The sequence below is a fragment of the Candidatus Nanopelagicales bacterium genome, from assembly GCA_018003655.1.
Taxonomy (GTDB): Bacteria; Actinomycetota; Actinomycetes; order S36-B12; family UBA10799; genus JAGNDY01.
In genome coordinates this window covers 1-13,967 of sequence record JAGNDY010000055.1, presented here as the reverse complement: position 1 = coordinate 13,967, position 13,967 = coordinate 1, and the positions used below count along the sequence as shown (strand labels likewise).

Below are 13,967 nucleotides of genomic sequence, written 5' to 3'. Positions count from 1 at the left end.
CGTAGAACTCGACGCGGTTACGACCATTGTCCTTGGCGCGGTACATCGCCAGATCCGCTCGGCGCAGCAGATCCTCAGCGCGAGTCTCTGGATCGGTGGTTGCCGCGATGCCGACGCTGACCGTGACCCCGTAATCGCGTCCGTCGATTCGGAAGGGCGCCCGCATCGCCTCCCGAATACGTTCGCCGATCAGCCGTGCCTGCCCAGGATTGGGCAGATCCTCACAAATGAGCACGAACTCGTCGCCACCCAGGCGCGCCACCGCATCCTGCGGTCGCATCACCGCCCGCAGTCGTTCGGAGACCGAGACGAGCATCTCGTCACCGGCCCGGTGGCCCAACGTGTCGTTGAGGTTCTTGAAGCCGTCCAGATCGCAGAAGAGCACTGCCGCGAAGTTGCCCGAGCGCCAGAGTCGGCTCAACGCCGCCGACAGGCGATCCACGAGCGCGTAGCGATTCAAGGATCCAGTCAGCGCATCGTGGAGCGCCTGGTGGGTCAGCGTCCGCTCAGCAACCCGCCGCGCGGTCACGTCTTCCAACACCAACAACGCGAACGGCTCGTCCAGGTCGTTCTCGGCAAGGCCAGCTCCGGATCCCTCCAGCACCGTGGCTGTACAGACGACCCAGAGTTCTGAACCGTCACCCCCGATCAGTCGCGCCTCTCTACGTCGGGGCCGCCCAGGCTCGCCATCAACCGGAACCAGGGAGATCCCACGTTCGTCCGGGTGAATGAACCGGTCCAGGCTGCTGCCCAGGACGCTGGCCACTGGCACACCCAAGAGCGAGGCAAGGGAGCCGTTCGCGTCAAGTACCTCCCCCGGTCCACCATCGCGCCAGCTCAGTCGCACCATCGGCACCGGCGACTGGTCAAATGTCAACCGCATGAGGCGTTCACGACGGCGTTGATCGGTGATGTCCAGAGCGATCGAACCCACTGAGTTCGCCAAGCCATCCCAACCATCGATCGGGAACTTCGTCACTAGATACACCCGGGACTTACTCGTGATGTGGTTCGGCGAGGCAAGTCCGCGTGAGACGAACACCCGGGACTCACCAGCGTTCAGCACCTGCCGGTCCTCATCCATCACAGTCGCTGCAACATCGGGTGGCGTCAATTCCTCCTCAGTCAGCCCAATAATCTCCGCAGCCGACCGACCAAAAGCGGCCGCGAAGTGCGGGTTGGCCAAGACGTACCGGGCTTGCGCATCGTCGCTGTACTGCCTGATCGAGATCATCGCGTCGCTGTTGGAAACCAACGCGTCGAGCAGTCCACGCGCCGACTCCAGTCGATGGTCACTTTCTCGCCTCTGCTCGGTGTTGACGGCCACCGAGTACACAATCAGTGCTATCAACAGCATCGCCAGTTGGAGCAGTAACAGGGAATCTGGATCGGCGGTGTGCGCCGCGACCGGACCTATTCCGGCGTTGCTCACCGACATCACGGCCAGGTTCACGGCACACGCGGCAAGTGACGTCATTGCAAGGCCGAACCTGACGGCGAACCACAAGAGCATGGGGACGAGCAAGTAGAGCGCGCCCAATGCCCGCATTGGAGTGACGTACTGGGAGCTCAGCGCCACGGTAACCAGCGCGGTCCCAAGCAGAAAGACGATCGTCAGTTCGACGGCTCGACGAGCGGTTACACGCCGCCGGGGAAACCGAAGCGACAGGACGCCGGGCGCTACGAGGAACACTCCGGCGAAGGTGCCCACGAACCACGCACGTCCAGCGGCGTCGGCGGGCGTGTCGGTCAGCGCCAGGGTTGCGATCGACGCTGCTGTGGCTGCCACGACCGCGGCCGCAGCAGCGATGGCGGTCAACGTGAGGAGCCGGTCAAAGCTGGACACCTTGGTCGCTCGGGTTCGGGTGATGATCCAAGCGACGAACCAGGTTTGTCCCGTCAAGGTCGCCGCAAACACGACCGCGAGCCAGAGAGACGAACCCGCGAGGCCGAATGCCACGAGCGAGACCAACAGGAACGCACCCACGAGCGACGCCGCGGCCGAGCGAGGTGCCTTCGCGATAGCGCCGACACCGACGCCGGTAGTGATCGTGACTGCGGTTATCCCATTGCCGAGGTTGAGAAATGTCAGCTGAACCCACCACAACAGGCCGAGCACGGCGACGAACGCGCCTACCCACCGCGTCGTTACCTTCAGTTGTGACCCGAGCACCCACCGAGAGTAACTACTGGACCAGCAGAAAGTGACGATTCCTCAGATTGGCCCCGCCGGTGTCTCGCGCGGCGGGTTAGCTCCCAATCGAGGGTCCGCCGACTGCGACTTCGTCACTGAGCGCGGCGGCGGCCTCGACGATCTGTCGGGCGACGTCGGCTGCGGTCATGCCGGCAACGCCCGCAATAGCCACACGACTGCCATGCGGCAGGAACTGTGCTGGCAGGCCGATGTCCCGACACGGCACCGCGATCGATCGGTCCCGCATGGCCTGGCTGATTCGGCTGCCAACCCCGCCGGAGCGGGTGTTGTCCTCAAGCGTGACCACCAAATCGCTGGCCGCCGCCATCGCAATCAGTGAATCCGAGATGGGATACACCCAGCGCGGATCGACCACGGTCACCGATACCCCGTGGTCAGCTGCTCGAGCGGCAACCTCAAGCGCCATCGCCGCCGTGGCTCCGATGCTCACGAGCAACACCTGACTGTCTTGGGCGCGCACCAGCACATCGACGCCATCGCGACGGGCCACTGCCGCAATGTCATCGGGGACGGCACCGCTGGGGAACCGCACGACGGACGGGCCATCACCTATGGCAATCGCCTCGCCGAGTAGCTCGCGTAGCCGCTGCCCGTCGCGTGGGGCCGCAAGTCGCAAGCCGGGCACGATGCCCAGCAACGACATGTCCCACTCACCGTGATGGCTTGCGCCGTCCGGGCCGGTGATCCCCGCCCGGTCAAGCACGAATGTCACGGGTGCTTGATGCAGGGCGCAATCCATGAGCACTTGGTCGAATGCCCGGTTGATGAAGGTCGAGTACACGGCGACCACTGGGTGTAGCCCAGCGAACGCCATCCCGGCCGCAGATGCGGTCGCATGCTGCTCGGCGATGCCGGTATCGAAGGTGCGGTCGGGAAACTGCCTGGCAAAGTCGGTAAGCCCGGTCGGGGCGAGCATGGCGGCAGTGATGGCGACGACTGTGTCGTCACGTCGTCCGATGGACACGAGTTCATCGCTGAACACGCCGGTCCAAGTTGGCGCGCCGGGCTTGACGGGCTGCCCGGTCGCGGGGTCGATGATGCCAACACCGTGGAAGCGATCAGCGTCGTCAAGTTCGGCCGGCCGGTAACCACGACCCTTTTCCGTGATTGCGTGAACGATGACGGGTCCAGGGAAGGCGGCCGCTCGTCGCAATGCGAACATCATCGCCTCAGTGTCATGCCCGTCGATCGGACCGACGTACTTCAAACCCAAATCCTCGAACATGCCCTGCGGGGCCAGCATGTCCTTCATGCCCTTCTTCAAACCGTGCAGGGCGTCATAGGTGGGTGGGCCAAGGACGGGGGTACGGCCCAACAGACGCTTGCCCCAATCGAGCGTTCGTTCATAGCCGACTGTGGTCCGCAACGTCGCCAGATGATGCGCGACACCACCGATCGTGGGCGCGTACGAGCGCTCGTTGTCGTTGACGACAATGATGACTTGTCGATCGCTACCCGCGATGTTGTTCAGCGCCTCCCAGGCCATCCCACCGGTCAGGGCGCCGTCACCGATCACCGCTATTACGTGTCGGCCATCGGTGACGCCTGGGTCGTGAGCGAGTTGGCCCTTGAGGCGCCAAGCCTTCGCGATGCCGTCAGCGTAGGCGAGGGAGGTCGACGCGTGGGAGTTCTCAATGACGTCGTGCGGACTCTCGCTTCGGCTTGGGTAACCGGACAGCCCGCCGAATTGGCGCAACTCGTCGAACCCGGACATGCGACCTGTGATGATCTTGTGAACGTAAGACTGATGGCCGGTGTCCCACAGGATGAGGTCGTTGGGCGAATCGAAGACCCGGTGCAACGCAATCGTCGTTTCGACGACCCCGAGGTTAGGACCAAGGTGCCCGCCTGTGCGGGACACTTTCTCGACCAGGAACGCTCGAATTTCGGCCGCGAGTTCGTTGAGTTCGGCGGGAGTGAGGGCATCGAGGTCGCGTGGACCCTGGATGCGCGCCAGCATGCTCATGCCGGGCCCCTCTCGGAAGTGGAACGTTCTTCCAGCGAGTGTAGATCGTGCCGGCTAGGCAAGCAGCGACCGCAGGACGAATTGCAGGATCCCGCCGTTGCGGTAGTAGTCCGCCTCGCCAGGAGTATCTATCCGTAAGACGGCATCGAACTCGACTCTGGTTCCATCCGCACGCCGCGCCACAACCGGAACCGTGGCAGGCGTTGTCCCCTCGTTGAGCGCGGTGACACCGGAGATTGAGATCGACTCTTCACCGGTCAATCCCAGCGAGGTCGCGTCTTGCCCTGCTGGATATTGCAAGGGGAGGACACCCATGCCGATCAGGTTCGAACGGTGGATTCGCTCGTACGATTCGGCGACCACAGCCCGTACACCGAGCAGTGCCGTGCCTTTTGCCGCCCAGTCGCGCGATGAGCCCGAGCCATATTCCTTGCCCGCCAGGATCACCAGCGGAATCGACTTGGCCGCATAGGCTTGGGCCGCGTCATAGATGGTCGACTGCGGACCGTCCGGCTCGGTGAAATCGCGGGTAAAACCGCCCTCGATCCCGGGCACCAACTGGTTGCGAAGCCTGATGTTGGCGAAGGTTCCACGAATCATGATCTCGTGGTTGCCGCGCCGGGATCCGTAGGAATTGAAGTCGGCCCGATCGACGCCGTGCTCGCTGAGGTATCGGCCCGCCGGGGTATCGGCTTTGATCGAGCCGGCGGGCGAGATGTGGTCGGTGGTGACGGAGTCGCCGAGCAGCGCGAGCACGCGGGCGTCGGCAATATCGGTGACCGGCGACGGATCAACGTTCATTCCATCGAAGTAGGGAGGCTTGCGCACGTAGGTCGAGTCTGGATCCCAGTCGAACGTGTCCCCGGTCGGAGTTTCCAACGACTGCCAATGCTCGTCGCCAGCAAACACGTCGGCGTATCGGCTGGTGAACATCTGTGCGTCAATGGCCTGCTCAACAACGGCTTGGATCTGTGCCGCGGAGGGCCAGATGTCCTTGAGGAACACGTCACCACCGTCTGAGCCGGTTCCGAGTGGTTCGTTGGCTAGATCGATGTCCATCGTGCCCGCGAGGGCGTAGGCCACCACGAGTGGTGGCGACGCCAGGTAGTTCATCTTGACGTCGGGATTGATTCGGCCCTCGAAGTTTCGGTTGCCACTGAGGACCGAAACCACCGCGAGGTCAGCCTCGTTAACCGCAGCCGACACCTCGCTGGGAAGTGGTCCGGAGTTACCGATGCAGGTCGTGCACCCATAGCCGACCAGGTTGAAGCCGAGCTTGTCGAGGTAGGGCGTGAGGCCGGACTTCTCGTAATAGTCGGTGACGACCTTCGATCCGGGTGCCAGGGTTGTTTTGACCCACGGTTTGGACATGAGGCCACGCTCGACCGCATTTTTCGCCAACAGGCCGGCGCCAATCATGACCGACGGGTTGGAGGTGTTCGTGCAACTCGTGATGGCGGCGATGACCACGGCCCCGTGGTCGAGCACCACCTGCGTCCCGTCGGCTAGCTCGGTAGGCGTCGGCTTGCTTGGCCGCCTCGACGCGGTGTCGGGCTCCCCCACCGGCGGCACCTGATCGGCGACGTCGTGGGCGATCGGATCGGATGCCGGGAAGGATGCCTGGTCGGCCTTGTCCAACTGCGACTCCGGGCTCACGTGGTCACCAACGGCCGCGCGGAAGGCCTGCTTGGACTCAGTGAGGATGATGCGGTCCTGCGGCCGCTTGGGACCGGCCAGCGAGGGCACGATCGTGCCGAGGTCGAGTTCGAGTTCCTCGGAGTAGACGGCCGATTCGGTTGGGTTGTGCCACAAACCCTGTTCCTTGGCGTAGGCCTCGACGAGCGCGACTTGGTCGTCGGTCCGGCCGGTGAGCCGCAGATAGCGCAGCGTCTCGTCGTCGATCGGGAAGATGGCAGCCGTCGAACCGTATTCGGGACTCATGTTGCCGATCGTCGCGCGATTGGCCAGGGGTACCGCGCTGACGCCGGCACCGTGGAACTCCACGAACTTCCCGACGACGCCGTGCTGGCGGAGTAGTTCGGTGATTGTCAATACCAAGTCGGTAGCGGTAGCGCCTTGCGGCAACTCGCCGGAAAGCTTGAAGCCGACAACGCGCGGTATCAACATTGACACCGGTTGGCCCAGCATCGCGGCCTCTGCCTCGATACCACCGACACCCCAACCGAGCACGCCGAGACCGTTGACCATCGTCGTGTGGGAATCGGTGCCGACGCAGGTATCGGGATATGCCTGCCCGTTGCGAGTCATGACGACGCGGGCGAGGCTTTCGATGTTGACCTGGTGGACGATGCCGGTACCCGGTGGAACGACTTTGAATTCGTCGAAAGCGCTCTGCCCCCAGCGAAGGAACTTGTAGCGCTCCGAGTTGCGCTCGTACTCAAGTTCAACGTTGCGCTCAAGTGAGCCGACGGTCCCGAAGAAGTCGGCGATCACAGAGTGATCGATCACCAACTCGGCGGGTGCGAGCGGATTGATCTTGCCCGCGTCGCCGCCGAGTTCCTTTACTGCTTCACGCATGGTCGCAAGGTCAACGACACAGGGAACGCCAGTGAAGTCCTGCATGACGACCCGAGCCGGGCTGAACTGAATCTCCTGACGCGGCTGGGCTGAGGCGTCCCATGACCCAAGGGCGGAGATTTGCTCAGCTGTGACGTTCTTGCCGTCCTCCGTCCGCAGCAGGTTCTCCAACAGCACTTTGTGAGTGAAAGGCAACAACTGCGAACCGGGCACGGCACTGATTCGGAAGATCTCGTAGTCCTGGCCGGAGACCGATAGCTGGCCGCGTGCCCCGAAGCTGTCCTTGCTGGTCATCTCGCGAACCCTCCAGAGTGGTCGGCCGGCTTGCCCATTCAGGTTCCCAATCTAACTAGTGACTGCCAGCACTGCGCGGGCCGCGTCGCGTTCTCAGTCCTGCTTCGGTGGGGCCTGGGCCGGATCGGGTGGAACCTGGCCGCTGGCGCCGTACTCAGCCGCAACGACTGCCTCGGCGACGGCGGCCTCGGGCTCACCACGGCGAACAGCCCCTGGCGCGTTGTCAATCGGAACGTCAGCCGCCTTCTCGCTGGACAACAACTGCCAGGGCACGCTGACGACCATCACACCGGGCGTGAATCGCAACCGGGTCTTGAGTCGTAGCGCTGACTGATTGTGAAGGATGTTCTCCCACCAATGACCGAGCACGTACTCGGGGATGTAGACGCAGACCAAATCGCGCGGACTCGCTCGTCGCAACCCGCGGACGTACTCGACGATCGGACGGGTGATTTCCCGGTATGGCGAATCGAGGATCTTGAGGGGAACACTGATCTTGCGCTGCTCCCACTCAGCCGCCAGTTCGTTGACGTCGCCGGACTCCATCGAGACCGTCAGTCCTTCGAGGGTGGACGGTCTCGTCGCGCGTGCGTACGCCAACGCACGCAAAGTCGGCCGGTGGATCTTTGAGACCAAGACGATCGCGTGGACTCGAGATGGCAGCGTCACCCTGTCGTCGGCGCTGGGCGCGAGTTCCACCGCCACTCGGTCGTAGTGACTGCGAACCCTGCGCATGATCAGGTACAGGATCGGCATGGCAATCACGACCAAGTAGGCACCATGGGTGAACTTGGTGAACAGCACGACTGTCAGCACCGTTCCGGTCATGATCGCACCGAAGAAGTTGATGACCCGGGAGCGCTTCATCCTGGTGCACGCCTTGGGGTCCTGCTCCTCAGCAAGGTGTCGGTTCCAGTGTCTGACCATGCCGATCTGGCTAAGCGTGAAGGAGACGAACACGCCAATGACGTAGAGCTGGATCAGACTGCTGACGCTTGCCTTGTAGACGATGACCAACACCGCGGCCGCGCCAGCAAGGAAGATGATCCCGTTGCTGAACGCCAACCGGTCACCACGGGTGTGCAACTGCCGCGGCAGGTAGCCGTCGCGGGCCAGAATCGACCCCAGCACGGGGAATCCGTTGAACGCGGTGTTCGCCGCCAGTACCAAGATCAAGGCTGTGACGATCGAGATATACAGATAGCCGGGCTTGAAGTCCGAGAACACGGCCTGGGAGATCTGCGCGATGACAGTTTTCTGAGACTGTCCGGCCGGAAGTCCGATCACACTGGCGTCACTGTCGGCAACCTTGACGTGCGTGGCCAACGCGAGCCAGGTGATCGCGGTGAACATTGCCATCGAGATGACTCCGAGCAACAGCAGCGTCGATGCCGCATTCTTTGACTTGGGTTTGCGGAAAGCGGGCACACCGTTGGCAATCGCCTCGATGCCCGTGAGGGCCGTTGTACCCGAGGAGAACGCCCGCGCGATAAGCACAACCAGCAAGATTCCGGTCGCGGACGTCTCCGGAGTGATCTGCCAGTTGGCGCTCTCAGCCTCGACAACCTCTCCCTGCGACATGCGCCAGACTCCCCAGCCGACCATGGCCGCGATGCCGAGGATGAACCCGTAGGTTGGAATGGCGAAAGCTGTTCCCGACTCACGCACGCCCCGCAGGTTCATCAACGTCATGATCACGATCAGACCCACCGCGACCAGCACCGCCTGACGCCCGACGGGTGAGAAGGCAGAAGCGATGTTGGCTACCGCTGAAGAGATCGACACAGCGACGGTCAGGACGTAATCGACCAGCAGAGCACTGGCGACAAATACGCCCGCACGCTGGCCGAGGTTGGTGGACACCACCTCGTAATCGCCGCCCCCGCTCGGGTAGGCGTGGACGTTCTGCCGATACGAGGCCACCACAGTGAAGAAGACCAGGATGACGGCTGCGGCAACCCAGGGAGCGAAGCTGTAAAGGGCGACGCCGCCCATCGACAGCATCAGCAGGATCTCCTGCGTGGCGTAGGCATTCGACGACAGCGCGTCGGAAGCAAAGACCGGCAAGGCAATGCGTTTGGGCAACAGGGTTGAGTGCAGATTCTCGCTGCGCACGGCGCGGCCCAAGAAGAAACGCTTGGCCGAACCCGTCACTGATGGCACGGTCACTGATGCTAGAGGTCGGTTCGCTGCCAAAGCAGGCTGACCCGACGTGTAGCGTCAGTGGACGTGCATATCGTCATCATGGGTTGCGGACGAGTCGGTTCTCAACTCGCTAACACTCTCGACTCGATGGGCCGTGACGTGACCGTCATCGATCAGGAGGCCGGTGCGTTCCGGCGACTGCGGCACGGCTTCGCAGGCAAGACGATTGAGGCCGTCGGCTTCGACAAGGAAGCGATGGTAGAGGCCGACATCGAGCACGCTGCCGCTTTTGCGGCTGTCAGCAGCGGAGACAATTCAAACATCATCGCTGCCCGCGTCGCTCGAGAGATCTTCAACGTTCCGACGGTTGTCGCACGGATCTATGACCCACGCCGCGCCGAGATCTACGAACGCCTCGGCATCCCCACGGTCGCCACCGTCGCATGGACGACTGGGCAGATCCTGCGACGTATCGATCCCGCTGGCGCGATGGAGGAATGGCGTGATTCAACGGGCACGATGATGCTGGCTGAACTCGACTACGACGACAGTTGGATCGGACACCCGGCCGCGTCGATAACCGGTGGCACGATCGCGCGGGTCGCGTTTCTGACCCGCTACGGCGAAGCGCTGCTCATCGACCCATCCACTGTCCTGCAGGAGGGCGATCTACTTCATGTCCTGTGTCACCCGAGCGACAAGGATCGCTTGGTGAAAGTAGCCGCCAACGTGCCGGGGAGCAACTGACATGCGAGTAGCCATCGCCGGTGCCGGCAAGGTCGGCCGGTCAATCGCCCGAGAGCTCCTGCTCAACGAGCATGAGGTGCTGCTGCTGGACAAGGACGCAACCAAAATGCGGCCAGACAAGGTGCCCGGGGCAACAATGCTGCTCGCTGACGCATGCGAGATCTCCTCCTTGGAAGAGGCAGGCCTACCTGGTTGCCAGGTGGTTGTGGCTGCCACCGGCGACGACAAGGTCAACCTGGTGGTGTCGCTGCTGGCAAAGACGGAATACGGCGTTCCTCGGGTCGTTGCGCGCGTCAACCACCCGAGCAACGAGTGGCTATTCGACGAGTCGTGGGGCGTCGATGTCGCCGTCTCGACGCCGCGCATGTTGTCAGCATTGGTCGAGGAGGCAGTGACGGTCGGCGATCTGGTCCGGCTCATGACCTTCCGGCAAGGTAACGCCAACCTGGTCGAACTGACCCTGCCGCCGGAAGCGCCCGTGGTCGGCCGTCGCGTTGACGACGTGGCCTTCCCGGTGGATACGAGTTTGGTGGCGATCATCCGAGAGGGACGTGTCGTCACCCCCACTCCCGATGACACCCTAGAAGCCGGTGACGAGTTGCTATTCGTCGCGGCAGAGGATCAAGAAACTGCGCTAGAGGATCTGCTCGGGGACTAGTCGTCGCCGCAGTTCAGTCTCACTGCAGTTCAGTCGTCACTGGCTTCGGTCGGGGCAACTCGGTCAGCCATCGCACGGTCTTTGGCGGCGGCAAAGGCAGGTCGGATAAGGCGGTAGGTCCACCAGCCGGCCAGAAGTGTCAACGGCCAACCCATCGCTAGCTTGGTCACCCCGAGCGGCCCGACCAAACCGGCCAGGTACAGCGGCACCTGAACAAATACCCGCAAGAAGAAGGCTCCAGCCCAAATCCACGTTGCCGCCGAATACGCCCGACGCATCTGGTCATCTGACCGCCAACCAGAAATGTCCCCCGTCGCTCCACCCACCAAGACACCAATGAGTGGCCATCGCGCGAGCACCGACACCACCATCGCGATGCCATAGGCAATGTTGATCAGCAGGCCGGGCAGAAAGAAGTTCGCGGCGTTTCCGGTCTTGGCAGCCAAGAAGGCCGAGATCGCCACACCGACGAATCCCGCCAAGACCTGTTGGATGCTCTGGCGCCGGAACAACCGCCACGCGGCAATGAGGATCCCAGCAATGACGGCCGACCATACGGCACGCTTCAGATCGGTCTTGTCGAGCAGATAGACCAGCAAGAAGACAAGCGCCGGCAGGCTCGAATCAATGATCCCGCGCCAGCCACCGATCGCCTTGCTGAACATCGTGCCCTCGATCGAGGCGTCCTCACGAAGGTCTTCGGTGATCGCCTCAAGCGCAGGAGGAAGGTTCACATGGTGCGGTGTCGGTTCGGGGTTCGGGGCATCAGTCACGTGCGGGGTCACTCACCCGTCGCAATCGGCCTCAACGCGTATCGGGGGTTGTAGATCACCTGTTGGCCATCAACCTCGCACAGGCGACCAGTAGCGCTCATGACCCGGCCGGGATCGATACCAGCGATGTGGCGTCGACCCATCCAGATGAGTCGCACCCGGCCGGTGCCGTCGTACAACTCGGCCTCCACGCTGGCAATGCCCTCCACCGGCCGCAGGGTCACGGATCGCAGCGGTCCGGAAACGGTCACCACCTGACCACAGTCGCAGTCGTGAATCGCAGTCGCACCAGCGAAACGACTTGACTCCTGCAACTCCTCAGCCTCAACCTCGGCATCGCTGGAACGCAGTCTCCGCAGCTTTCCCCGGATGCCTGAGTCGTCCGCGTGTTCGGCCATGTTGTCAGGCTAACCCTTTCAGCTCAGAACGTCAGACAGCGAGTAGCTAACGGGTTCCTCCAGTTGGTCGAAGCGACAACTACGCGGATCGCGGTCGGGCCGCCACCGCTGGAACTGGGTCGTGTGGCGAAACCGGTTGCCTTGCATGTGGTCGTACGCGACTTCGACAACAAGCTCCGGTCGCAGTTGTTCGAAGGCCATGTCCTTGCCGCTGTTCCAACGCGATGGTGGGCCAAACGTGCCAGCCACGTCCCCATCGCCGGTCCGAAAGGGAGCGAGTACATCAACTAGATCGGCGCGTTTGACCATGGTGAATGACGATGTGACACCGACTGGTATTAGCTCGTCGCCACTGTCGTAAAGGCCCAGCATCAGCGAACCCACGATCGGGCCGGACTTGTGCCACCGGAATCCGTAGACGACACAGTCGGCAGTTCGACGATGCTTGACCTTGACAAGTGCCCGCTTGCCGGGCTGATAGACCGCATCGAGCGGCTTGGCCATCACACCGTCGAGTCCAGCCCCCTCAAACTGGCTGAACCAAGTCTTCGCAACACCTTGGTCTGTGGTGGCTGGCGCGAGGTGGAAGGGCGCTGTGACATCAGCGAGTGCATCCTCAAGTAGCCGCCGTCGCTCCTGCTGGGGCAACGCCATCGTGTCCTGATCAGCAAGAGCGAGCAGGTCGAATCCGACGAACAGGGCCGGCGTTTGTTCGGCCAGCAATTGGACCCGAGAATCAGCCGGATGGATACGGTTCTGTAGCGCATCGAAGTCGAGGTGGTCATCAGAGACGATGATGATCTCACCGTCGATGACGCATCGGTCGGGCAGCGAGCTAGCCGCTGCAGCCGCGAGTTCCGGAAAGTATCGGGTCAGCGGCTTCTCATTGCGGCTACCGATGACAACCTCTCCCGCATCCACGAAGAACACCGCCCGAAAGCCATCCCACTTGGCCTCGTACTGCATGTCGGCGGGGATCGCTGGAGCAGCTTTGGCGAGCATTGGGCTAATGGGTGGCATCACGGGTAGGTCCACGATCACTCCGTCTCCGACGGCTTGGCCGCCCGACTCGGCTGGACCCGCTTGGGTTCACCTGCCATCTTCGGATAGTCCGGCGGATAGGGCATCTCCGCCAGACCGCGGTCTGCCTCGTCCCGCTCATACATCTCAAGCAACGGGGTCAAGTCGTGGGAAACGTCGTCAATCGACTCGTGCACATCCCCGCGGCTGGCAAAGCGCGCTGGCATGGTCGCCATCGTGAAGTCAAGAGGGCGGCAATCCGGCACCTCGTCCCAATCCAACGGGGCCGACACCGGCGCGCCTGGTCGGGGCCGGACCGAGTAGGCAGATGCGATGGTCCGATCACGAGCGTTCTGGTTGTAATCGATGAAGATCGTCTGACCGCGCTCTTCCTTCCACCAGTTTGTGGTCACCAGGCCGGGCAGGCGGCGCTCCAACTCCCGACCCAACGCAATCGCGGCATGGCGGATATCGATGAACGACCACCGCGGTTCGATTCGGACGTAGATATGGATGCCCCTGCCGCCGGAGGTTTTGGGATAGCCGCGCAGCCCCAGCTCTTCCAGCAGAGCTCGTGCCTGAACCGCCACGGTGATGACGTCACCAAAATCTGTGCCCGGTTGCGGATCCAGGTCGATCCGCAGTTCATCGGGGTGTTCCACGTCGCCGGCGCGGACCGGCCACGGGTGAAAAGTGATGGTCGCGAGGTTGGCCGCCCACGCGATGACTGCCAGGTGGTCCGGACACACCTCGTCGGCCACCCGGCCAGAGGGGAAACTGATGCGCGCTGTGTTCACCCAGCCAGGTGCGCCTTTGGGGACCCGTTTCTGGAAGAAGGCATCTTTGGGCTTCTCGTCTCTAGCAGATACTTTCTGCCCCGGATTGACACCATCGACCCAGCGTTCCAGTGTGGTGGGCCGGTCCTTCAAGGCGCGCAAGATGCCGGGGCCAACCGAAATGTAGTACTGAACGAGGTCCAGTTTGGTTATGTCGAGGGCCGCGAACATTGGCCGTCCCGGGTTGGAAACTCGCACCGGAACGCCACCAACGTCAACCTCAACGGGTGATCCATAGCCAGCCACGGACTAGACGGTACTGAGTAAACCGACGCAGCGCGCGCCTCGACAGATACGATCGCCGACAACCCCTATGCCCATTCCACAGAGAGGTAGTCATGACCGAGGATCCAGCTCGATCCCCATTGACCGCCGAC

General features: G+C 62.7%; 10 protein-coding genes. 2 read left to right on the top strand and 8 right to left on the bottom strand.

Annotated elements, in window-relative coordinates; translation table 11 throughout:
- The 4 genes from KAZ48_08275 to KAZ48_08260 form a co-directional block, all read right to left on the bottom strand.
- Positions 1-2,173, bottom strand: a 2,173-nt coding sequence (locus KAZ48_08275; protein MBP7972784.1) for a diguanylate cyclase, incomplete at its 3' end; no start/stop codon positions are given.
- Positions 2,174-2,249: 76 nt separating this feature from the next.
- On the bottom strand, positions 2,250-4,181 hold the full coding sequence (locus tag KAZ48_08270) for a 1-deoxy-D-xylulose-5-phosphate synthase (GenBank protein MBP7972783.1): 1,932 nt from the start codon (positions 4,179-4,181) through the stop codon (positions 2,250-2,252).
- A gap of 54 nt (positions 4,182-4,235) precedes the next feature.
- Positions 4,236-7,013: an aconitate hydratase AcnA gene (acnA, locus tag KAZ48_08265; GenBank protein ID MBP7972782.1), complete on the bottom strand. Its 2,778-nt coding sequence runs from the start codon at positions 7,011-7,013 to the stop codon at positions 4,236-4,238.
- A gap of 93 nt (positions 7,014-7,106) precedes the next feature.
- Positions 7,107-9,176 carry an APC family permease gene (locus KAZ48_08260; GenBank protein ID MBP7972781.1) on the bottom strand — a complete coding sequence of 690 codons (2,070 nt, stop codon included), beginning with the start codon at positions 9,174-9,176 and terminating at the stop codon, positions 7,107-7,109.
- Positions 9,177-9,242: 66 nt separating this feature from the next.
- Between KAZ48_08260 and KAZ48_08255 the strand changes: the two genes are divergently transcribed.
- Positions 9,243-9,905 carry a TrkA family potassium uptake protein gene (locus tag KAZ48_08255; protein MBP7972780.1) on the top strand — a complete coding sequence of 221 codons (663 nt, stop codon included), beginning with the start codon at positions 9,243-9,245 and terminating at the stop codon, positions 9,903-9,905.
- A 1-nt stretch (position 9,906) separates the two neighbouring features.
- Positions 9,907-10,563, top strand: coding sequence for a TrkA family potassium uptake protein (locus KAZ48_08250; protein ID MBP7972779.1), 657 nt, complete (start codon positions 9,907-9,909; stop codon positions 10,561-10,563).
- A 29-nt stretch (positions 10,564-10,592) separates the two neighbouring features.
- Here KAZ48_08250 and KAZ48_08245 read toward each other — a convergent pair whose 3' ends face one another.
- Genes KAZ48_08245 through KAZ48_08230 form a run of 4 tightly spaced genes read right to left on the bottom strand, consistent with a single transcriptional unit; the run spans position 10,593 to position 13,761 of the window.
- On the bottom strand, positions 10,593-11,336 hold the full coding sequence (locus KAZ48_08245) for a DUF3159 domain-containing protein (GenBank protein ID MBP7972778.1): 744 nt from the start codon (positions 11,334-11,336) through the stop codon (positions 10,593-10,595).
- Positions 11,337-11,344: 8 nt separating this feature from the next.
- Positions 11,345-11,734 carry an OB-fold nucleic acid binding domain-containing protein gene (locus KAZ48_08240; GenBank protein ID MBP7972777.1) on the bottom strand — a complete coding sequence of 130 codons (390 nt, stop codon included), beginning with the start codon at positions 11,732-11,734 and terminating at the stop codon, positions 11,345-11,347.
- An 18-nt stretch (positions 11,735-11,752) separates the two neighbouring features.
- A complete protein-coding gene (locus KAZ48_08235; GenBank protein ID MBP7972776.1) occupies positions 11,753-12,769 on the bottom strand; it encodes an ATP-dependent DNA ligase in 1,017 nt (338 codons plus the stop codon).
- A gap of 2 nt (positions 12,770-12,771) precedes the next feature.
- Positions 12,772-13,761 (bottom strand): DNA polymerase domain-containing protein, encoded by a 990-nt coding sequence (locus tag KAZ48_08230; protein ID MBP7972775.1) that lies wholly within the window; start codon positions 13,759-13,761, stop codon positions 12,772-12,774.
- Positions 13,762-13,967: the final 206 nt, after the last annotated feature.

Excerpts from the sequence above, each read along its gene's own strand:
- KAZ48_08270 (MBP7972783.1), bottom strand. The coding sequence starts at position 4,181 with ATGAGCATGCTGGCGCGCATCCAGGGTCCACGCGACCTCGATGCCCTC.
- acnA (MBP7972782.1), bottom strand. The coding sequence starts at position 7,013 with ATGACCAGCAAGGACAGCTTCGGGGCACGCGGCCAGCTATCGGTCTCC.
- KAZ48_08250 (MBP7972779.1), top strand. The coding sequence starts at position 9,907 with ATGCGAGTAGCCATCGCCGGTGCCGGCAAGGTCGGCCGGTCAATCGCC.
- KAZ48_08240 (MBP7972777.1), bottom strand. The coding sequence starts at position 11,734 with ATGGCCGAACACGCGGACGACTCAGGCATCCGGGGAAAGCTGCGGAGA.
- KAZ48_08230 (MBP7972775.1), bottom strand. The coding sequence starts at position 13,761 with ATGTTCGCGGCCCTCGACATAACCAAACTGGACCTCGTTCAGTACTAC.